This window comes from Amycolatopsis sp. NPDC102389, from assembly GCF_044765885.1.
Classification (GTDB): domain Bacteria; phylum Actinomycetota; class Actinomycetes; order Mycobacteriales; family Pseudonocardiaceae; genus Amycolatopsis.
In genome coordinates this window covers 17,510-38,090 of sequence record NZ_JBIWKX010000020.1, presented here as the reverse complement: position 1 = coordinate 38,090, position 20,581 = coordinate 17,510, and the positions used below count along the sequence as shown (strand labels likewise).

Sequence of the window (20,581 nt, the reverse complement as noted above, 5' to 3'; positions counted from 1 at the left end):
CGCGCGAGCGTCGTCCGTCTGGTTGAGTTCGCCGTATGAAACAGCCGTCGGCGCTCTCCCAGCGGGTGGCGTACACGATCGACGCGCTCCTCGCGCTGGTGCTCGTCGTGGCGGTCGGCGGGAACCTCGCCGCGCGGACCTGGACGTTCCTCGTCGTCATCCCGATGTGGCTCGCCTGGGCGACGGTCGCCGCCAGCGGGATCGCGATCGCGCTGCGGCGTCACCACCCCTTGATCGCCTACGGCCTCGGACTCGGCAGCTTGGTCCCGGGCCTGCTCGCCGGCAACGGGCTGGGCCCGGCCGCGCTCCTGGCCACCGGATGCGCCCTGTACACCGTGGCGCTGGAAAACCCGCGGGCCCGTTCGCTGATCGCGATGGGCCTCGGCCTGGTCGTCGTCATGATCTTCGAACTGCTGCGGCTCGGGCCGAACACGATCGCCTCGACGGCGTTCGCGGGCGGCGGGGTCGCCGGTTCGTGGGCGCTGGGCTGGATGACGCGGCAACGGCGCGCGAACCTGGCCCAGCTCGCCGAAACCCAGGCCGATCAGGCGGTTTCCGACGAACGGCTGCGTATCGCGCGCGAGATGCACGACGTCGTCGCGCACAGCATGAGCCTGATCGCGGTCAAGGCGGCCGTCGGCAACCACGTCGCGGAGGAGCAGCCCGAAGAAGCCCGTGAGGCGCTGCGGGTCATCGAACTCACCAGCCGCGAGACCCTCGTCGAACTCCGGCGCATGCTCGGCGTCCTCCGATCCGGCGACGGGACGCCCGAGGCCGCGCTCGGGCCCGCGCCGAAACTCGCCGATCTGCGGACCCTGGCCGAACGCGCCGGACAGGCCGGGGTGCGGGTCGAGCTGACCGGCGAGGCGGTGGACGACCTGCCCGAAGGCGTCGCGCTTTCGGTCTACCGCATCACGCAGGAGGCGGTGACGAACGTCGTGAAGCACGCGGGGCCGTCGGCGTGCCGGGTCACGATCACCGAGGACCCGGGCGAGGTCAGCGTCGAAATCGTCGACGACGGGCGCGGCGATGGCTCGCCTTCGGCGCCCGGCGGGCACGGCTTGATCGGCATGCGCGAACGCGTCGCCGTCTACGGTGGAGACTTCGAAGCGGGCCCGCTGCCCGCCGGGGGATTCCGGGTGTTCGCGCGGCTGCCGTACGCCGCCAAGGAAGTGGGGACACGATGATCCGCGTACTGATCGCCGACGACCAGGCGTTGCTGCGTGGCAGCTTCCGCGTGCTCGTCGACAGCGCGCCGGACCTCGAAGTCGTCGGAGAGGCGAGCGACGGCGCGGAAGCCGCGGAACTCGCCGAGAAGGAACGCCCCGACGTCGTGCTGATGGACGTCCGTATGCCGGAGCTGGACGGGATCGAAGCGACCAGGCGGATCTGCGCCTCGGCCGCCACCGAAGGCGTCCACGTGCTGATGCTGACGACCTTCGATCTCGACGCCTACGTCTATTCGGCCCTGCGCGCGGGCGCGAGCGGCTTCCTGCTGAAGGACACCCCGCCCGCCGAATTGCTGACCGCGATCCGGGTCGTCGCCGCGGGCGAAGGGCTTCTCGCCCCTTCGATCACGCGAAGGCTCATCGCCGAATTCGCCCGGCTGCCGGAACCCGGCCAGCGTGTCGCGGCCTCGCTGGAGAACATCACCGCGCGTGAACGCGAGGTGCTGAGCCTGATCGCGCGCGGCCTGTCGAACGACGAGATCGCCGGGACGCTGCACCTCGGGCTGGCGACGGTGAAGACGCACATCGGCCATCTGCTGCACAAACTCGCGGCGCGGGACCGGGCGCAGCTCGTGATCGCGGCCTACGAGTCCGGTCTGGTGCGCGCCTCGGTCCAGTGACGACGTTGCCTACGCCACACGCGAAGTGACCGTCGAGTAGCTAGGCTGCGGTTTCATGAGCAGTGCGACGGAGCCGCTCGGGACGCCGCCCGAGGACGAACCGGACATCCACACGACGGCCGGCAAGCTGGCCGACCTGTACCGCCGGTATGACGAGGCGGTGCACGCGGGTTCCGCGAGGGCGGTGGAGAAACAGCACGCCAAGGGCAAGAAGACCGCTCGCGAGCGGATCGACCTGCTGCTGGACGAAGGCTCCTTCGTCGAGCTCGACGAGCTGGCGAAGCACCGCTCGGTGAACTTCGGCCAGGAGAAGAACCGGCCCTACGGCGACGGCGTCGTCACCGGCTACGGCACCGTCGACGGCCGTCCGGTGTGCGTGTTCAGCCAGGACGTCACCGTCTTCGGCGGTTCACTCGGTGAGGTGTACGGCGAGAAGATCGTCAAGGTGATGGACCTGGCGATCAAGACCGGCCGCCCGATCATCGGCATCAACGAGGGCGGCGGCGCGCGGATCCAGGAAGGCGTCGTCTCGCTCGGGCTGTACGGCGAGATCTTCAACCGCAACGTCAAGGCGTCCGGCGTCATCCCGCAGATCTCGCTGATCATGGGCGCCAACGCGGGCGGGCACGTGTACTCCCCCGCGCTGACCGACTTCGTGGTGATGGTCGACAAGACCTCGCACATGTTCATCACCGGCCCCGACGTCGTGAAGACCGTGACCGGTGAAGAGGTCTCCTTCGAGGAACTCGGCGGCGGGCGCACGCACAACACCCGTTCGGGCAACGCGCACTACCTCGGCTCCGACGACGAGGACGCGATCGCCTACGTCAAGGAACTGCTCTCGTTCCTCCCGGCGAACAACCTGTCCGAGGCGCCGCTGTTCGAAACGGACACGCCCAAGCCCGGCTTCTTCGACGACGTCACCGAGTCCGACCGCGAACTCGACACGCTGATCCCGGACTCGCCGAACCAGCCGTACGACATGCACGAGGTCATCAACCGCGTCGTCGACGACGGTGACTTCCTCGAGGTGCACGAGCTGTTCGCACCCAACATCCTGGTCGGTTTCGGCCGGGTGGACGGACGCAGTGTCGGCATCGTGGCGAACCAGCCGACCCAGTTCGCCGGCTGCCTCGACATCGACGCGTCCGAGAAGGCGGCGCGGTTCGTGCGCACCTGCGACGCGTTCAACATCCCGGTGCTGACCTTCGTCGACGTCCCGGGTTTCCTGCCCGGCACCGACCAGGAGTGGAACGGCATCATCCGGCGCGGCGCGAAGCTGATCTACGCCTACGCCGAAGCGACCGTCCCGCTCGTCACCGTCATCACCCGCAAGGCGTACGGCGGCGCGTACGACGTCATGGGGTCGAAGCATCTCGGCGCGGACATCAACCTGGCCTGGCCGACGGCGCAGGTCGCGGTCATGGGCGCGCAGGGCGCGGCGAACATCGTGCACCGCAAGACACTCGCCGCGGCCGCCGCCGACGGCAAGGACGTCGACGCGTTGCGGGCCGAGCTGATCCAGGAGTACGAGGACACCCTCCTGAACCCGTACGCGGCGGCCGAGCGTGGCTACGTCGACTCGGTGATCGTGCCCGCGCACACCCGCGGCCACATCGCGAAGGCGCTCTCGCTGCTCCAGGGCAAACGAGAGTCGCTGCCGCCCAAGAAGCACGGGAACATCCCGCTGTGACCGCGCCCGAAACCCCGCTGCTGCGCGTCGTCCGGGGCAACCCGGACGACGCCGAGCTCGCCGCGCTCACCGCCGTCGTCGCGGCGGCGGCGAGCGCGCGGGCACCGGAACCGGCGCCGAAACGGGATTCGTGGTGGGCGGACAAGGCTTCGCTCGTACGAGCCCCGCTCGCCCCCAGCGAGGGAGCTTGGCGGGCTTCGGCGCTTCCTCGCTGAGACGGCTCGGCGAACAACGCGGATCGGCCTTCCGCGGGCTATCGTGACAGTCCTCCTCGACCGCGATCGCCCCAGAAAGCCGTGCGTGACGAACCAGGACCACCTCTCCACCGAGTTGCGCCGTCTGCGCAAGGCCGCCGGGCTATCCGGTACCGAAGCGGCGAAACTCGCCGGCCTCAGCCAGTCGAAGATCTCGCGGGTCGAGACCGGCGCGTTCATGCCGACAGAGGACCAGGTCGTCGCGCTGTGCCGCCTCTATCGCGCGCCCGCGAAGGTCCGGCGGACGCTGGTCGCGATCACCCGGGACCTGCGCGAAGAGGCTTCGTCCGCCCGCGTCGTCCTCCAGCGCGGTGCCTGGCGGATGCAGCAGCGCATCGGCAAGATCGAGACGGCTTCCGCCCGCATCCGGGGTTTCCAGCCGACCATCGTGTTCGGCCTCCTCCAGACGCGCGACTACATCACCGCGCTGTTCGGCGATTCCCTGCCCGAGGACGAACGCGACCAGACGGTCGAGGCCAGGCTGGAGCGCCAGCGGATCCTCGACTCGAACCGTGAGTTCCACTTCGTGCTGACCGAAGGCGCCCTGCGCTGGAACATGGGCGGAGCGGCGACCATGCTGGCCCAGCTCGGCCACCTCATCGAGGTGTCCCGCCGCGGCCGGGTGCGGCTGGGCGTGATCCCGTGGACCACGCCGGTGTCGGTCCCCGTCCTCCACGGTTTCGACATCTACGACTCGCGCGCGGTGCTCCTCGGGACGCAGACGGCCACGGCGCTCGTCACGGACGAACGCGAAGTCGCCGACTACGAGAAGAACTTCGCCGAAGTCGAGCGCTACGCCACTTACGACGACATCGCCTGTTCGCATCTGGCGCGGATCGCCGCCGACTACCGAGAGCTCGCGGTCTGACCACTTCGGTGACCTAAGACCCTTTGCGCTATGCACCCCGGGAGTGCATCGTGAGTAAAGCAGCTGTCGGTGAAGGCCCCATTCCGTGCGCCGAACGCGATCACCGAAGCCGTTCACCGACGAGCGGACACAGATCACCCGATCTCGCCAACCTTGCTGCCGCGCAACCCGTCTACTTGCCGAAACAGTCACTGGGGAAAGGGCCTCCGATGACCACCTGGCACGAGAACATGACCGGCTGGCACAAGTCGACCTACACGCACTGGGAAGAGAACGCCTGCGTCGAGGTCGGCACCGCGCCCGGCCTCGTGGGGATCCGGGACACCAAGCAGTGGGCACTGCCGGACGAGACCCGGCCGATCCTGGTGCTCCCGGCCGAATCCTTCGCCGCGCTCCTCGAACACCTCGGACGATGAACGACGTCGCCGAGCCGTACATGGTCCACGATCCGCGGGAGATGGCGGGCCAGCTGATCAACGGCAACTGGATCGTCGCGCGGTGGGAGCACCTCGGCGAGGACGAGGATCTCGACCGCTGGACCGCCGTCCTGCGGGAGCACTGCGAAGAACTCGACGTCGATCCGTACGTCATCAACATCCCGCGAAAGAGCCTGACGATCGTCTTCAACGGCGCACTTCCCGCGCCGACGTTCGAACAGCTGGAGAACTCGATCGCGGCCATCGAGTACCACCGCTTCCTCGAACGTGAAATCGGGCCGAGACCGCTGAACTAGCGTCTTCCGCCCCCAGACACGCGAGTCGCACCTCCAGACACGCGAGTCACGCCTTCAAACACGCGAGTCACGCCCCCAGACCCCGGGCTCCACCCTCCGCCACTTGCGCTCGAACCATGCGTGCCATATATTCCACGCGGAATAATCAGCGAGGAATCCTCCGAGAGGGGCATCATGGCCGCGAAGCTCACCCCGCTCGCCATGGCGGTGCTGGAACTGCTGCACGAGCGGCCCATGCATCCGTACGAGATGGCGCAGCTGATGCGCGAGCGCTTCGTCAACACCCGCGTCAAGGTGAAGGCGGGCTCGCTCTACCACACGGTGGATCGCCTGGTGCAGAACGGTTTCGTCGAGGTCGTCGAGACCCAACGGGACGGGAAACGCCCCGAACGCACCGTGTACACGATGACGGAAACCGGTCGCGACGAGTTCGTCGATCGCGCGCAGGACATGCTGGCCACTCCCGCCGAGGAGTACCCCGAGTACCTCAGCGCGCTCGCCGTCATCGACGACCTCGGCCTGGAAATGTCGCTCACCCAGCTCAAGCACCGGGTGCTGCGGCTGCAGGCCGCCATCGCCTCCGACCAGGTCGTTCTCGAAAACCTGGTCAACGAGCACAAGCTTCCCGAGATCTATTGGCTCGACTGGTCCTACGCCACCGCGCGGCGGGCCTTCGAGCTCGAATGGACCCAAAAACTGGTCGAAGACCTGGAATCCGGCCGTATCCGGTTCCAGGGGCACTGCAAGCCACAACTGAACCTGGTCACCGAGGACGACAGCGATGAACGCAAGACAAGCTAACCCCTGGGCCGCGCTCTCCGCGCTGTGCCTGGGTTTCTTCATGATCCTGCTGGACACCACGATCGTTTCGACCGCGATTCCCGCGATGCTGCGCGAACTCGGCGCCGGGCTGAACGCGATCGTCTGGGTGATCAGCGTCTACCTGCTCACGTACGCCGTGCCGATGCTGTTCGCCAGCCGGCTCGGCGACCGCTTCGGCCCGAAACGCGTCTACCTGGCCGGGCTCGTGGTGTTCACGCTGGCCTCGTTGTGGTGCGGCCTGTCCGGTTCGGTCGAGATGCTGATCGCGGCTCGCGCGGTACAAGGCCTCGGCGCCGCTTTGATGACGCCGCAGACCCTCGCGTTCATCAGCCATCTGTTCCCGCCGTCTAAACGTGGCCCGGCGATGGGGCTTTGGAGCGGCGTCGCGGGGATCGCGGCCATCGTCGGCCCGGTGCTCGGCGGCGTGCTCGTCGACCATCTCGGCTGGGAATGGATCTTCTTCGTCAACCTGCCGGTCGGCGTGGTCGCGCTCGCGCTGGCGCTGCTCAAGGTGCCGGACTGGCAGCCGAAGCATTCGCATTCCTTCGACGTCCCCGGAATCCTGCTCTCCGGCGCCGGTCTGTTCTGCGTCGTCTACGGCGTCCAAAATGGACAGCACTACGACTGGGGACGTGTTTTCGGGCCGGTCACCGTGTTCGAGATCATCGGCGCCGGGATCGCGTTGCTGGTCGCCTTCGTGGTGTGGCAACGGTTCAACCGCAAGGAACCGTTGCTGCCGCTGGGTGTTTTCGCGAACCGCAACTTCTCGGCCGGGGCGCTGACCTCGGTCACCGTCGGCTTCGCGATGACCGGCATGTTCCTGCCGCTGGTGATCTACATCCAGGCCGTGCTCGGCGAGACGCCGACGATGTCCGGCCTGCTGTTCGCGCCGATGTCGTTGCTGGCCGGCATGATCGGCCCGTTCGTCGGCCGTGCTTCGGACAAGGTCAACGGGAAGATCCTGCTGATCGTCGGGCTCACCGCGCTCGCCGCGGGAATGGTCCTGGTGGCACTGATCGCACGGGCGGACGCGAACGCTTGGTCGCTCACCCCGGCGCTGCTGGTGGCAGGCCTCGGAATCGGGTTCATCTTCGCGCCGATGGGCAATCTGGCGATGAGTTCGGTCGAACCGCGGCTCGTCGGGACCGCGTCGGGCATCTTCAACACCGCCCGGCAGGTCGGCGGCGTGCTCGGCAGCGCGGCCGTCGGTGTGCTGCTGCAGGCGCGGATCAGCGCTTCGATCGCCGATGAGGCGACGTCGGCCGCGAGCGCGTTGCCGGAGCAGTACCGGGCGCCGTTCGCGGAAGGCGTGGCGAAGGCCGCGGAATCGACCGGGGAGTTCGGCTCGTCCGGACCGGCCGCGTTCCCCGGCCTGCCGTCCGGTGTCGCCGAGCAGGCTCAGCGGCTCGCGCTCGAATCGGTCCACAATGGACTCACCGACGCGGCACGGGTGACACTGCTGCTGCCGGCCGCGATCCTCGTGCTGGGCGTGCTCGCCGCGCTCACCATGCGGCGCCCTGCTCCGCGGGTTCCGCACGCGCCGGTGCCCGAACCCACCGCCAGCGCCGCCTGACCCTCTTGCCGCGTTTAGTCCTCTGAATGCGGTTCGTGGGCCATCACGGGTGCGATGAACGGTCCGTTCCTGGCAAATTTCGCCAGGAACGGACCGTTCCTCATCCGCGGGAGGGCGGAAGCTACCGGCGGTACCGCAGGCCGTAGCCGTACGGGTACAGCGCCTTCTTGCCGTCGCCGACGTTCACCGGTTCCTGCGCCGCGCTGGTCGGCCAGCTGAACGTCAGCTTCCCGGTCGGGTTGTAGTCGCCGTAAAGGACATCGGCGACACCGGCGCCTTCACTGCCCGGGAGCCAGGCCGCGACCAGTCCGTCGAACCGCGGCAGCTGGGCGGCGATGTCGAGCGGGCGCCCGGACACGGTCACCACGACGACCGGGACTCCGGTGCTCTTCAGCTTGGCGATCGTGGCGAGGTCTTCCGCGTCGAGTCCGAAGCCGTTCGGCCGGTCTCCCTGTCCTTCGGCGTACGGCGTTTCGCCCACCACGGCGACCGCGACCCGGTAGCTGCCGTCGATTCCGTCACCCTCACGGTCATAGGTCACCGTGGTTCCCTTCCCCGCCCCCGACTTGATGCCGTCGAGGATGGTCGTGCCCGGGATCACCGGGCCGCTCTGTCCCTGCCAGGTGAGCGTCCAGCCGCCCGCCTGGTTGCCGATGTCGTTCGCGTTCTTGCCCGCGACGAAGATCTTGTTGTTCTTCTTCGCCAGCGGCAGCACACCGTCGTTCTTCAGCAGCACCTGGGATTCACGGACGGCCTGCCGGGCCAGTTCGCGGTGTTCCTTGCTGCCGAACGTCTTCTGGAGCGATCGGTCGGTGTACGGGTGCTCGAACAGGCCGAGCTCGAACTTCTCCGCCAGGATGCGGCGGTTCGCGTCGTCGATCCGGTCGCGCGAGACGCGGCCCGCCTCGACTTCGGCCTTGAGGTAGGCGATGAACTGCGGCGCGTCCCACGGGACCATGAACATGTCGATGCCCGCGTTGACCGACAACCGCACTTCTTCGGGAGTGAAGCCCTCCTTGCCGTCGATCTGGTTGATCGCGTTGTAATCCGAGATCACCAGCCCGGAGAACCGCAGTTCCTTCTTGAGGACGTCGGTGATCAGGTACTTCTGGGCGTGCATGCGCACCCCCTGGAAACTGGAGAACGAGATCATCACCGAGCCGACGCCGCGCTCGATCGCCTCGCGGAACGGCGGCAGGTGGATCTGCCGCAGTTCGCGTTCGCTGATCTGGGTGTCGCCTTGGTCGACGCCGTTCGTCGTGCCGCCGTCGCCGACGTAGTGTTTCGCGGTCGCGAGCACCGATCCCGGTTTGTCGCCGAGCCTGCGCCCTTGAAGCCCGGTGATGGCCGACGCGTTCGCGATGGCGTCACGCGGGGATTCACCGAAGGATTCGTAGGTCCGGCCCCAACGATCGTCGCGGGCGACGCACAGACACGGCGAAAAGTCCCACTGCGGCCCGGTTCCGGCGACTTCCAGCGCCGTCGCGCGGCCGATCTTCTCGACCAGGCGCGGATTGTTCGCGGCGCCGAGGCCGATGTTGTGCGGGAAGATCGTGGCGCCGTACACGTTGTTGTGGCCGTGCACGGCGTCGACGCCGTAGAGCGTGGGAATGCCGAGCGGCGTCGAAACGGCGGCCTTCTGATACGAGTCGACCATGTCGGCCCACCCGTTCGGCGTGTTGCTCTCCGGCACTGAGCCACCGCCGGAGAGCAGGGACCCCAGTTTGAGCGCGGCGGCCTGATCGGGCGTGACCGCGCCGCGTTCGGCCTGCGTCATCTGGCCGATCTTGTCGTCGAGACTCATCCGCTCGAGCAGGTCGTTCACCCGCGCGGAGGTCGAGGCGTGGGGGTTCTTGTAGACCGGCCCCGGGGCGGCCGAAGCCGGCGCCGCGAGGGCCGAACCGGCCAGGAGCAGGCCTGCGAGCACTGTGGTTTGCGTCGTGCGAAGAGATCTTCTGACGCGGAGGCGGGACGACATCGGTTCCTCCGTAGCTCGAACAATCCATATGTTGCGCGCCACAACAAACTAACTCCACGTCCGGGTGTTCCAGGTCACAATCAGGCAACGGCGAGCCGTCGAGTACCTTCCTCACGTGCGTTTCGTTCTCGCGTCCCAGTCCCCCGCCCGCCTCGGTGTCCTGCGGTCCGCCGGCTTCGATCCGAGCGTCGTCGTATCCGGCGTCGACGAGGACGCCGTCGCCGCGTCCCTGACCGATCCGGACCCCGAGGAGCTGGTCCGCGCGCTCGCCGCCGCGAAGGCCGAAGCGGTTTTCGAGGCGCTCGGCGACCACACCGACATGGTCATCGTGGGCTGCGATTCGATGCTGTCGATCAACGGCGAGATGGTCGGGAAACCGATCACGCCGGAAGCCGCGCGCGAGCGCTGGGCGTCGATGGCGGGTAAAACCGGTGAACTTCTGACCGGCCACGCGATCATCCGCGTCGAGAACGGCGAGAGGACGAAGGAAGCGTCGGGCACCGAAGGCACCACGGTTCGCTTCGGCACACCGTCGCAAGAAGAGATCGAGGCGTACATCGCTTCCGGGGAGCCGCTTCAGGTGGCCGGCGGCTTCACCCTGGACGGGCTCGGCGGCTGGTTCATCGAGGGGATCGACGGCGATTTCTCGAGTGTCATCGGGATCAGCCTGCCGCTGACCCGGCGTTTGCTGGCGGAGGTCGGCGTGAGCGTCGTCGAGCTGTGGACCCGTCCCGCATCCTGAGACGACTCCCACACGATCGGGTGATCCGGAAGAGTCCTGCCTCGCCGAACGTTCTTCACGTTCGGGAAATCAGGAAACTTTCACGCACCGGAGTCGCCCCGTGTCTTTCATTCGGACCTACACAAGGCCAAGGGTCTTCGCGGCGGCGGTCCTCGGCTCGCTAGTCGTGGGCGCCCTGCTCGGCGTGCTCGCCAGGACGACCGAGGCGAGCTGGCTGACCGACCTGCTCGACCAGATCGGCACGATCTTCACGACGCTGCTGCAGATCGCGGTGATCCCGCTGGTCTTCACGGCGATCGTGGTCGGCATCAACAGCCTGCGCAACCTCGGCGGCGGCAAGAAGGCCGCCCGGCTGGGCGGCAAGACCGTGCTGTGGTTCGCGATCACCTCGTTCATCGCGTCGCTGATCGGTATCGCCGTCGCGAAGCTGTTCAACCCGGGCAGCGGCGGCCTCGGCGAAGGTGTCGCCGCGACCGCGAAGAACGCGGACAAGGCCACCAAGAGCGTCGACAACTGGGGCTCCTGGAGCGCCTTCATCGAAGGCTTCCTGCCGAAGAACTTCTTCGCCGCCTTCACCGAAGGCTCGACGCTTCAGGTGCTGTTCCTCGCCGTGCTGATCGGCGCGGCGGCCTACAGCCTCGGTGACAAGGCCAAGCCGTTCGTCGACTTCACCACCAGCGTCTTCGAGATCATCCAGCGCTACCTCGGCTGGATCGTCCGGCTCGCCCCGATCGGCATCATCGGCCTGATCGGCGCCGCGGTCTCGAACTACGGTGACGCCCTGTTCCGGCCGCTGTTGTCCACCACTCTCGCGGTTTACGCCGGCTGCTTGCTGGTGCTGCTGGTGGTCTACCCGATCCTGCTGCAGTTCGTGGCGAAGGTCAGCCCGCTGAAGTTCTTCTCGAAGGCGGGCACGGCGATCCAGTTCGCGTTCGCTTCGCAGTCTTCGGCCGCGACGCTGCCCCTCACCCGGCAGTCCGCCGTGAACCTGGGCGTCCAGCCCGCGTACGCCGCCTTCGCGACTCCGCTGGGCAGCGCCACGAAGATGGACGGCTGCGCCGCGGTGTTCCCCGCGATCGGCGCCATCTTCATCGCGAACCTGTCCGGTGTCTCGCTGAACATCTGGCAGTACGTCGGGATCGTCGTGGTCGCCGTGCTCGGCGCGCTGGCCACCGCGGGCACCACCGGCTGGCTGACCGCGCTGACCCTGACCACCGCGTTCATCGGCCTCGACGCGCAGCAGGTGGCGCTCGGGATCGCGCTGATCTACTCGGTGAACCCGATCATGGACATGATGCGGACCGCGACCAACGTCGCCGGCCAGATCGTCGTGCCGGTGGTCGTCGCTCGCGGCGAAGGCCTCCTGGACGACGACGTGCTCAACTCGCCGACGGACCCTTCGCCCACTTCCGACGGCGAAGCGGCTACTACGTCGGCGAAAGAGCCTGCCGCTGCTGGGGCCTGAGGTTCTTTAAGTCCGTGAAGGCCTCCTTCCCTACCCTCACGGTAGGGAAGGAGGCCTTCACGGACTTCACGCTCCGAGGACCGGCCGCCACCTGCGAAAAGTGAGCAAGGGACCTTTGCTACCACTTACCTCGACATTGAGAGAAGTGGTAGCAAAGGTCCCTTGAGCCCTCTCAAGGGCAGGCCCGCAGATCCGCCTTCGTCAGCCGGACATCCGGCCAGCCCCGCAGCTCCGACGGCGCGGTGTACCGCCGCGTGCAGCCCACGGAACCGCGCGCGACGTCGTAGACCTCCGCGAGCACCGGCGCCGCCTGGCAGCGCGCCGAACCGGACTGCGCGCCGGGACACTCGTGCCGCACGACAATGACGTCCGCGATCCCGTCGGCGGTCACGTCGCCGAGGGAGACCGTCCCGGCGTCAGAGAAATACGGCTTCCCGGTGTCCCGCCAGATCCCGCCGCGCGCGACGAACAGTTCTCCCGCCGTACCGCCGCCCGTCTCACCGCGCACCAGGCACACCGGCGTCGCGCCGTCGACACAGCGCAAAGAATCGCCCTTCAGGGTGACCCCCATGTCGTTGATCATCAGCGGGTACACGGTGTCCGCCCCGATCCGGACCACCCCTTGCTTCCCCGCGTCGTCGGCCAGCAGCACGACGGGCAGCCCGCCGACGGTCATCGCGCCGATCTCCCGGCAGGCCGAATCGCCGCAGTCGGCACCGGGAGCGGTCGGGGCCCCGTCCGAAACGGGAGGCACGCCGGGGTCTCCGGCAGGTGCCGGAGCGGCCGGGCGGAGCAGGATCACGGCCACGATCACGCCCGCCGTCACCACCGCCGCCAGCAGTGCGGTGAACAGCACGGATCGCGGCGCCCGCGCTTCCTGAGTCCGCATATCCGAGAGCGTAAGTGATCTAGCGCAGAGTGCACGTCTATGTTGTTCCTGTGACGAATCCCGGACTGCCCAACGCACTGTTCCTCCCCACGGCGAAAAAGCCGAAGGACTTCACGAGCGCGGAGATCGAACTCCGCGCGACCAAAGACGGCCGGATGGCGTTGATCGCCTTCAGTTCCGTCGAGCGTCTGGTCGAGTGCTGCGGGCCGCATCAGCCTTGGGCACTGGTGAAATCCGAGCACCTCGGCCGCGTCCACCAGGCTCAGCCGTATGACCTGATCGTGCTCGACTCCGACCTTCCGGAAGAACTGCGGCACCGCGAAGCGCTGGTGTAAGGCCTCATAGAAGAACTGAGACGGCGCGATCGACTGCTATAAACAGTGTCACCGGGTGGCCTTGCTCTCACTAATCGGGGCGGGAACTTCCGTAAACTGCTGCCGAGCCGCATCGGGGCGGCCCGACGTGCGAACGCAGGAGGTACGGCGTGACCGAGCAGGCCGGCACAGGTGGTCCGGTGACCAAGATCCTGATCGCGAACCGCGGGGAAATCGCAGTACGGGTGATCAGGGCGGCGAAGGACGCCGGGCTGACCAGCGTGGCCGTCTACGCCGATCCCGATCGTGACGCACCCCATGTGCGCCTCGCGGACGAGGCCTTCGCCCTCGGCGGCACCACCGCGGCCGAGAGCTACCTCGTCTTCGACAAGCTGCTCGACGCCGCCAAGCGCTCGGGCGCGGACTCGGTCCACCCCGGCTACGGGTTCCTCTCCGAGAACGCGGACTTCGCCCAGGCGGTGATCGACGCCGGGCTGACCTGGATCGGGCCGAGCCCGCAGGCCATCCGCGACCTCGGCGACAAGGTCACCGCGCGCCATATCGCGCTGCGCGCCGGTGCCCCGCTCGTGCCCGGGACGAAGGACCCCGCCGCGAACGCCGACGAGATCGTGGCCTTCGCCGACGAGCACGGCCTGCCGGTGGCGATCAAGGCGGCGTTCGGCGGCGGCGGCCGCGGCCTGAAGGTCGCCCGCACCCGTGAAGAGATCCCGGAACTCTTCGAATCGGCGACGCGTGAAGCGATCGCCGCCTTCGGGCGTGGCGAGTGCTTCGTCGAGCGCTACCTGGACAAGCCGCGCCACGTCGAGGCGCAGGTCCTCGCCGACCAGCACGGCAACGCCATCGTCGTCGGCACCCGCGACTGCTCGCTGCAGCGCCGCCACCAGAAGCTGGTCGAGGAGGCGCCCGCGCCGTTCCTGACCGACGAGCAGCGCAAGCGCATCCACGAATCCGCGAAGGCGATCTGCAAGGAAGCCGGCTACTACGGCGCCGGGACGGTCGAGTACCTCGTCGCCGTCGACGGCACGATCTCGTTCCTCGAGGTCAACACGCGGCTGCAGGTCGAGCACCCGGTGTCCGAGGAGACCACGGGCCTCGACCTCGTGCGCGAGATGTTCCGCATTGCGCGCGGCGAAAAGCTGCGCATCACCGAGGACCCGGAACCGCGCGGCCACTCGATCGAATTCCGCATCAACGGTGAGGACGCCGGCCGCGGCTTCCTGCCCGCGCCCGGCACCGTGACGAGGTTCGTCGCGCCCAGTGGCCCCGGCGTCCGCGTCGACTCGGGTGTCGAGTCCGGCAGTGTCATCGGCGGCCAGTTCGACTCGATGCTCGCGAAGCTGATCGTCACCGGGTCCGACCGGCAGAACGCGCTCGAGCGCAGCCGTCGCGCGCTGGCCGAGATGGTCGCCGACGGGATGGCGACGGTCCTGCCGTTCCACCGCGTGATCGTGGACGACCCGGCCTTCATCGGCGACGAGAACGGTTTCAGCGTCCACACCCGCTGGATCGAGACCGAGTTCGAGAACAAGATCGAGCCGTTCGTGGCACCGGAAACCGTCGAGGCCGAGGAAGAGCAGCCTCGGCAGAACGTCGTCGTCGAGGTCGGCGGGCGTCGTCTCGAAGTGTCGCTCCCCGGCGGTTTCTCCCTCGACGCCGGCGGCGGGACGGCCGTGAAGGCCAAGCCGCGCAAGCGCGCGGGCGGCACCAAGGCCGCGGTGAGCGGCGACGCGGTGACCGCGCCGATGCAGGGCACCATCGTCAAGGTCGCCGTCGAAGAGGGCCAGCAGGTCGAAGCGGGCGAGCTGGTCGTCGTGCTCGAGGCGATGAAGATGGAGAACCCGGTCACCGCGCACAAAGCGGGCACCGTGACCGGACTTTCGGTCGAGGTCGGCGCCGCGGTGACGCAGGGAACCCAGCTGTTCGAGCTCAAAGACTGATCCACCGGCACGTCCCGGTGAGTCCACGGTGAACTCACCGGGACCGGTGGGTCAGCAGTACTGCTTCTCCACGTGGATGTCCTGGTCGGTACTGATCTTGTACCACCAGCCGGCCTTGCCCTTCCAGTCCTCGTCCCACCAGAAGCCGGGGAAGGTCCAGGTGGACAGCGTGCCCTTGGCCTTGCACTTGACGTAGACGCCGTCCCAGTCCTGGTCCTTCGGGGTCTTCTGACCGGGCTTGAGCCGCCGCCACTCGGTGCCGGGCTTCGGCCCGTTCGAGTTGAACGTGCGGATCGCCCAGATGTCGTGATCGGACTTGTTGAGCACCGTGCCGCAGATCTTGCCCAAGCAACCGTGGCGCACCTCGGCATCGCCCTCCGGCGAGGTCGTGGCACTCGCCGACGCCACACCCAGCGGCAGCGCGGCGACCGCGATCCCGGCCGCCAGCGCGACCTTGGTGATGAACTTCCGCATGAGGTCCCCCTCTCTCGATCACGCCCGGTTCCCGGACGCGTGACCAGGGTGAAGGGCACGACGCGGCCGCTACAACACGTTTGCGCCCAGGCGAAAAGACTGACGAATGTCGTGGTCGACGGGACCTCGCTCGGCCTATTCTCGAAAGAGTGAGCGAGGTTCCGTCTCCGCGGCTGCGGATCAGTGATCAGGATCGCGAGTCCGCGTTGACCGCGCTCGGCGAGCACATGACCGTCGGCAGGATCGACATCGACGAGTTCGGCGAACGGTCCGCCCGGATCACCGCCGCCAAGACCCGCGGCGAGCTGTCCGAGGTCTTCCTCGACCTCCCCGAACCGCACCCGCGCTTCGACGCGCCCCAGGCCGCCGTGAGCGCACCGGAGAAACCGGCGAGGTCGTGGGCCGACATCTCGCCGGCGCAACGCGTCATGGGCGCGTTGCTGCCGATCCTCTTCATCGCCACCATCGCGCTGATCATCACCACCGGTGTCACCTGGTGGTTCATCCTCGTCCCGATCGGGATCAGCGCCGTCGGCGAGGGGATCTGGGGCAAGGGCTGGGAGAACTCCCACAAGAAGCTCGGGAAGCAGCGTCGGCGGGAACTCGACGGCTGATCCGCCCGTAGACTCGGGACGTGAGTGCCGAGAGACCGGACATGCGGCTGAGCGACGCCGAACGCCAAGACGCGCTCGAAGCGCTGGAAGAGCATGTCCGCACCGGCAGACTCGACCTCGACGAGTTCGGTTCGCGGTCGGCGAAGGTCAGCGCCGCGAGGATGGTGAGCGAACTCGAACCGCTGTTCACGGATCTGCCGTCGCCCCGGCCCGCCGCGCTGCTCCCCCTGCCGCCGATGCCCGGCGTCGCGCAGGCGTCCGCGAAGAACGAGATCCAGCCGTCGAAATGGCTGACGGCCAGTGCCGTGCCGATCGCCGCCGCGGTCGCGATCGCGCTGTTCTTCTTCACCCGGGGGACGTTCCTGGTCTTCCTGTTGCCGCTCGCGGTCGCGCTGATCATGAGCCGCCGTCGCTGAAGCGCCGGTTACCCTCGAAGGGTGGAACCGGTGGAGATCAACGCGGGCGAGTACTACCTGCGGCAACTGCGGGCCGACAAGGCCCTCGACGACCGTCCGGCGCTGGTCGCGGCCTTCGCCGACCCGACGCATCGCAAGTACGTCCTGAACTACCGATTACGGGACCTCGACGAGGCGACCGAGTACGTCGCGCTGCGCACCGCCCAATGGGCGGGTGACGAGCGCTGTTCCTGGGCGGTGGCCGAGCCGACGACCGGGGATCTGCTGGGCGAGGTCGGCCTGCGGGATCTCGATCTCGACGCCGGATACGCGGAGGCGTCGGTCTGGGTGCGCGCGGCGTCGCGGGGCAAGGGCGTCGCGAGCACGGCGCTCAACGCGGCCCTGCGCTTCGGGTTCGGCGGGCTCGGCCTGCGCGAGGTCAGCTACCGCTACGAGGAGACGAACGAGGTGTCGGCCTCGGTCGCCCGCAAATGCGGGTTCACCCTGGTCGGGCCCGAGCTGGAGCCGGCCCCGACCGGGGAACGCCTCATCCGCTGGCGCCGCACCGCCTGATCGCGTCGCGTTTAGCGGGCTAAACGCGACGCGGCTGGTCAGAAGGGGTAGGTGGGCGGCGGGTTCCGGACGGTGACCCAGCGGGTCTCGGTGAACGCCTCGACGTTCGCCGCCGCACCGCCGAAACGGCTTCCGGTGCCCGAAGCGGCGACGCCGCCGAAGGGACTGTTCGCCTCGTCGCTGACGGTCTGGTCGTTGATGTGCACGATCCCGGTCGGCACGCGGTCCGCGAGCTCCAGTCCTTTGAGGACATCGCGGGTGACGATCCCCAGCGAAAGCCCGTACTCGCTCGCCGTCGCGAGACGGATGGCCTCCTCCGCGTCGGAGAACCGCACAACCGGTGCGACCGGGCCGAAGATCTCCTGCGCGACCGCGGGCGCCGTCGGCGGCACGTCGGCGAGCACCGTCGCCGAGTAGAACAGCCGGTCGTATTCGGCGCCGGCCGCGACCCGCGCCCCCGCCGCCACGCTGGCGGTGACCAGTTCGTGGATCTTGTCCCGCTGCCCGGCGTCGATGATCGGCCCGAGCGCGACCTCGTCCCGGGCCGGGTCGCCCACGCGCAACGCGGACGCCTTCGCCGCCAGCCGCTCGACGAAGTCGTCGTACAGCCGCTCGTGCACGAGGTGCCGCCCGGTGGTCATGCAGATCTGGCCCTGGTGGAAGAACGAGCCGAACGCGGCGACTCCGGCGGCTTCGTCGACGTCCGCGTCGTCGAGCACGATGAGCGCGGAGTTCCCGCCCAGCTCAAGATGTGCTCGCTTCAAATGCTTTCCGGCGAGTTCGCCGACCTTGCGCCCGGCGCCGGTCGACCCGGTGAACGAGATGACCCGCACGGCCGGATGCGTCACCAACGTCTCGCCGACGTCCGCGCCACCCGGCAGCATCTGCAGCACCCCCGGCGGCAGGCCCGCTTCTTCGAAGATCCGCGCGAGGACCACGCCGCCGGTGACGGCGGTGCGCGGATCCGGCTTCAGGATGACCGCGTTCCCCAGCGCGAGCGCCGGGGCGACCGAGCGGATACCCAGGATGATCGGCATGTTGAACGGCGAGATCACCGCGACGACACCGGCCGGGACGCGGCGCGCCATCGAAAGCCGCGGTTCTTCGCTAGGCAGGAGTTCGCCGTACGGACGGCCGGGCAGGGCCGCCGCTTCATAGCATTCCTGCTCCGCGACATGCAGCGAAAAGCCCGCGACACCCGGCACGGCGCCGACCTCGCGGACGTTCCACCAGCGGATCTCGTCGGCGTACTCCGACCACAGCCGGGCCGCCTTGCGCAGGACGGCGGCCCGTTGGACATGCGGTGTCGCCGCCCAAGCCCGTTGTGCCTCGGCCGCCGTTTCCGCCGCCTTCGCGGCGTCTGTGGCCGAGGCCATCCCGATGCTTCCCAGGACCGCGCCCGTCGCGGGCTCCGTGACCTCCCGGGTGCCGCCGGTACCGGGGGCCCACGAGCCGCCGGCGAAGATCCGGTCCGTCCACGTCGACGAGTCGAGAAACACCACAGGGCCACCTTCCGTCTCAGGAAGGCCCGACGCTATGCCAGATTCACTCGATCAGGCAACGATCTCTGCGCGCCTGGCACACCACTCGGCGGCAGGGATCAACTGACCGGCTCGATGATCCCCGAGCGCGCTTCCGGAGCGGCGGAGCGCAACGCGTCGGCGGCCTCGTCGCTCGGCTGCGACTGGGACTCCCGTTCCGCGTCGACCCGCGCCTTGTACACCTCGACTTCGCGCTTCTCCTCGTCCTTCGACCAGCCGAGCACCTCGCCCACCAGCGTGGCGACCTGGGCGGCACAGTCGACGCCGCGGTGCGCGTACTCGATCGAGATCCGAGTCCGGCGCGCGAGCACGTCTTCCAGGTGAAGCGCGCCCTCGTGGCTGGCCGCGTAGACGACCTCGACACCGAGGTAGTCCGGAGCGTGCTCCAGCGGCTTCAGCAGTTCCGGACGTCCTTCGCCGAGCGCGAGGACCTCGTGCACCATCGAGCCGTACCGGTCGAGCAGGTGACGCACGCGGTACGGGTGCAGCCCGTGCTCGCCCGCCAGATGATCGGCCTGGTTCACCAGCGCGTGGTAGCCGTCGGCGCCCAGCAGCGGCACCTTGTCCGTGATGGACGACTGCGGCCTGCCCGGAAGGTCGACGGCCGCGGCGTCGACGGCGTCGGCCGCCATCACCCGGTACGTCGTGTACTTGCCGCCCGCGATCGCGACCAGTCCCGGTGCGACCCGCGCGACCGCGTGCTCACGCGAAAGTTTCGACGTCTCTTCGCTTTCTCCGGCGAGCAAAGGCCGGAGTCCCGCGTAGACCCCTTCGATGTCGTCGTGCGTGAGCGGGGTCGCCAGCACGGTGTTGACGTGTTCGAGGAGATAGTCGATGTCGTGCTTCGTCGCGGCGGGATGCGCGAGATCGAGGTTCCAGTCGGTGTCGGTGGTCCCGACGATCCAGTGGTTGCGCCACGGGATCACGAACAGCACGGATTTCTCGGTGCGCAGGATCATGCCCGATTCCGAGACGATCCGGTCGCGCGGGACGACGATGTGCACGCCCTTGCTCGCCCGCACCCGGAACCGGCCGCGGCCACCGGAAAGGCGCTGCAGTTCGTCGGTCCACACGCCGGTGCAGTTGACCACCGCGGAGGCGTGGATCTCGGTCTCGCGGCCGTCCTCGACGTCGCGCACGCGGACACCGGAAATCCGGTCCGCCTCGCGGAGGAAACCGACCACCTGGGTGGAAGTGCGCACGACGGCGCCGTAGTGCGCGGCGGTGCGGGCGACGGTCATCGTATGCCGCGCGTCGTCGGATTGCGCGTCGTAGTAACGGATCCCGCCGATCAACGCGGAGCGCTTCAGCGCCGGGACCATCCTCAGCGCACCCGCGCGGCTCAGGTGTTTCTGGCCGGGGACCGACCGCGCGCCGCCCATCGTGTCGTACATCAGCAGGCCGGCCGCGGTGTACGGACGTTCCCAGATGCGGTGGGTCAGCGGGTACAGGAAGCTGACCGGCTTCACCAGATGCGGGGCGATCGTGGTCAGCATCAGCTCGCGTTCCCGCAGGGCTTCCCGCACCAGACCGAATTCCAGCTGTTCGAGGTAACGGAGCCCGCCGTGGAAGAGCTTGCTGGACCGGCTCGACGTGCCCGAGGCGAGGTCGCGCGCTTCGACGAGGGCGACCCGCAGGCCGCGTGTCGCGGCGTCGAGCGCCGTGCCCGCCCCGACCACTCCGCCGCCGATGACGACGAGGTCGAATTTGTCCTCACCCAGCCGCTGCCAAGTCTCTTCCCGCTTGAGCGGTCCCAGCCTGGCGGGGCTGTTTTCGGCTTCGCGCTGAGAGCTTGCCACGTGACATTCCTCCTTGTGCCGCTGTGGCTCCAGCATCGCACGATCGG

General features: G+C 68.4%; 21 protein-coding genes. 16 read left to right on the top strand and 5 right to left on the bottom strand.

Features of this window, described 5'->3' with window-relative positions; all coding sequences use genetic code 11:
• The first annotated feature begins 35 nt into the window (after positions 1 to 35).
• The 9 genes from ACIRGA_RS18965 (at position 36) to ACIRGA_RS18925 (ending at position 7,792) form a co-directional block, all read left to right on the top strand.
• Entirely contained in the window at positions 36 to 1,187 is a 1,152-nt protein-coding gene (locus tag ACIRGA_RS18965) for a sensor histidine kinase (protein ID WP_400942657.1), read from the top strand.
• Entirely contained in the window at positions 1,184 to 1,849 is a 666-nt protein-coding gene (locus ACIRGA_RS18960) for a response regulator (RefSeq protein WP_400942656.1), read from the top strand. Before ACIRGA_RS18965 ends, ACIRGA_RS18960 begins: the two co-directional genes overlap by 4 nt.
• 55 nt (positions 1,850 to 1,904) lie before the next feature.
• Positions 1,905 to 3,542, top strand: coding sequence for an acyl-CoA carboxylase subunit beta (locus tag ACIRGA_RS18955; protein ID WP_400942654.1), 1,638 nt, complete (start codon positions 1,905 to 1,907; stop codon positions 3,540 to 3,542).
• Entirely contained in the window at positions 3,539 to 3,757 is a 219-nt protein-coding gene (locus ACIRGA_RS18950) for an acyl-CoA carboxylase subunit epsilon (protein WP_400942652.1), read from the top strand. Before ACIRGA_RS18955 ends, ACIRGA_RS18950 begins: the two co-directional genes overlap by 4 nt.
• Positions 3,758 to 3,842: 85 nt before the next feature.
• Positions 3,843 to 4,664 carry a helix-turn-helix domain-containing protein gene (locus ACIRGA_RS18945; protein ID WP_400942650.1) on the top strand — a complete coding sequence of 274 codons (822 nt, stop codon included), beginning with the start codon at positions 3,843 to 3,845 and terminating at the stop codon, positions 4,662 to 4,664.
• A 209-nt stretch (positions 4,665 to 4,873) separates the two neighbouring features.
• The gene (locus ACIRGA_RS18940) at positions 4,874 to 5,080 is read left to right on the top strand and encodes a DUF397 domain-containing protein (RefSeq protein ID WP_016331337.1); all 207 of its coding nucleotides are present in this window, start codon (positions 4,874 to 4,876) and stop codon (positions 5,078 to 5,080) included.
• Positions 5,077 to 5,397 carry a hypothetical protein gene (locus tag ACIRGA_RS18935; protein ID WP_400942648.1) on the top strand — a complete coding sequence of 107 codons (321 nt, stop codon included), beginning with the start codon at positions 5,077 to 5,079 and terminating at the stop codon, positions 5,395 to 5,397. The genes ACIRGA_RS18940 and ACIRGA_RS18935 overlap by 4 nt, the downstream gene beginning before the upstream one ends.
• A gap of 174 nt (positions 5,398 to 5,571) precedes the next feature.
• Positions 5,572 to 6,198, top strand: a complete 627-nt coding sequence (locus tag ACIRGA_RS18930) for a PadR family transcriptional regulator (RefSeq protein WP_400942647.1) — start codon at positions 5,572 to 5,574, stop codon at positions 6,196 to 6,198.
• Positions 6,179 to 7,792 (top strand): DHA2 family efflux MFS transporter permease subunit, encoded by a 1,614-nt coding sequence (locus tag ACIRGA_RS18925; RefSeq protein ID WP_400942645.1) that lies wholly within the window; start codon positions 6,179 to 6,181, stop codon positions 7,790 to 7,792. The genes ACIRGA_RS18930 and ACIRGA_RS18925 overlap by 20 nt, the downstream gene beginning before the upstream one ends.
• A 121-nt stretch (positions 7,793 to 7,913) precedes the next feature.
• On the opposite strand, the gene ACIRGA_RS18920 is transcribed toward ACIRGA_RS18925, so the two are convergent.
• The gene (locus ACIRGA_RS18920) at positions 7,914 to 9,719 is read right to left on the bottom strand and encodes a glycoside hydrolase family 3 protein (RefSeq protein ID WP_400942770.1); all 1,806 of its coding nucleotides are present in this window, start codon (positions 9,717 to 9,719) and stop codon (positions 7,914 to 7,916) included.
• Between the two features lie 166 nt (positions 9,720 to 9,885).
• Between ACIRGA_RS18920 and ACIRGA_RS18915 the strand changes: the two genes are divergently transcribed.
• Positions 9,886 to 10,512, top strand: coding sequence for a Maf family protein (locus tag ACIRGA_RS18915; protein WP_400942644.1), 627 nt, complete (start codon positions 9,886 to 9,888; stop codon positions 10,510 to 10,512).
• Between the two features lie 100 nt (positions 10,513 to 10,612).
• Entirely contained in the window at positions 10,613 to 11,977 is a 1,365-nt protein-coding gene (locus tag ACIRGA_RS18910) for a dicarboxylate/amino acid:cation symporter (RefSeq protein ID WP_400942642.1), read from the top strand.
• Positions 11,978 to 12,149: 172 nt separating this feature from the next.
• Here ACIRGA_RS18910 and ACIRGA_RS18905 read toward each other — a convergent pair whose 3' ends face one another.
• Positions 12,150 to 12,833, bottom strand: coding sequence for a hypothetical protein (locus ACIRGA_RS18905; protein ID WP_400942769.1), 684 nt, complete (start codon positions 12,831 to 12,833; stop codon positions 12,150 to 12,152).
• Between the two features lie 83 nt (positions 12,834 to 12,916).
• On the opposite strand from ACIRGA_RS18905, the gene ACIRGA_RS18900 reads away from it, so the two are divergent.
• Both ACIRGA_RS18900 and ACIRGA_RS18895 read left to right on the top strand, forming a co-directional pair.
• Positions 12,917 to 13,201, top strand: a complete 285-nt coding sequence (locus ACIRGA_RS18900; protein ID WP_400942641.1) for an SAV_915 family protein — start codon at positions 12,917 to 12,919, stop codon at positions 13,199 to 13,201.
• Positions 13,202 to 13,350: 149 nt separating this feature from the next.
• A complete protein-coding gene (locus ACIRGA_RS18895; protein WP_400942640.1) occupies positions 13,351 to 15,138 on the top strand; it encodes an acetyl/propionyl/methylcrotonyl-CoA carboxylase subunit alpha in 1,788 nt (595 codons plus the stop codon).
• Positions 15,139 to 15,189: 51 nt separating this feature from the next.
• Here ACIRGA_RS18895 and ACIRGA_RS18890 read toward each other — a convergent pair whose 3' ends face one another.
• Positions 15,190 to 15,612, bottom strand: coding sequence for a hypothetical protein (locus tag ACIRGA_RS18890; RefSeq protein WP_400942639.1), 423 nt, complete (start codon positions 15,610 to 15,612; stop codon positions 15,190 to 15,192).
• 149 nt (positions 15,613 to 15,761) lie between these two features.
• Between ACIRGA_RS18890 and ACIRGA_RS18885 the strand changes: the two genes are divergently transcribed.
• Genes ACIRGA_RS18885 through ACIRGA_RS18875 form a run of 3 tightly spaced genes read left to right on the top strand, consistent with a single transcriptional unit; the run spans position 15,762 to position 17,194 of the window.
• Positions 15,762 to 16,226 carry a DUF1707 domain-containing protein gene (locus ACIRGA_RS18885; protein ID WP_400942637.1) on the top strand — a complete coding sequence of 155 codons (465 nt, stop codon included), beginning with the start codon at positions 15,762 to 15,764 and terminating at the stop codon, positions 16,224 to 16,226.
• A gap of 41 nt (positions 16,227 to 16,267) precedes the next feature.
• Positions 16,268 to 16,642: a DUF1707 domain-containing protein gene (locus ACIRGA_RS18880; protein WP_400942767.1), complete on the top strand. Its 375-nt coding sequence runs from the start codon at positions 16,268 to 16,270 to the stop codon at positions 16,640 to 16,642.
• A gap of 21 nt (positions 16,643 to 16,663) precedes the next feature.
• Entirely contained in the window at positions 16,664 to 17,194 is a 531-nt protein-coding gene (locus ACIRGA_RS18875; RefSeq protein WP_400942635.1) for a GNAT family N-acetyltransferase, read from the top strand.
• Between the two features lie 38 nt (positions 17,195 to 17,232).
• Here ACIRGA_RS18875 and ACIRGA_RS18870 read toward each other — a convergent pair whose 3' ends face one another.
• Together ACIRGA_RS18870 and ACIRGA_RS18865 are read right to left on the bottom strand one after the other, a co-directional pair.
• Positions 17,233 to 18,696 carry an aldehyde dehydrogenase family protein gene (locus tag ACIRGA_RS18870; protein ID WP_400942634.1) on the bottom strand — a complete coding sequence of 488 codons (1,464 nt, stop codon included), beginning with the start codon at positions 18,694 to 18,696 and terminating at the stop codon, positions 17,233 to 17,235.
• 98 nt (positions 18,697 to 18,794) lie between these two features.
• A complete protein-coding gene (locus tag ACIRGA_RS18865) occupies positions 18,795 to 20,534 on the bottom strand; it encodes a glycerol-3-phosphate dehydrogenase/oxidase (RefSeq protein ID WP_400942632.1) in 1,740 nt (579 codons plus the stop codon).
• Between the last annotated feature and the right edge of the window lie 47 nt (positions 20,535 to 20,581).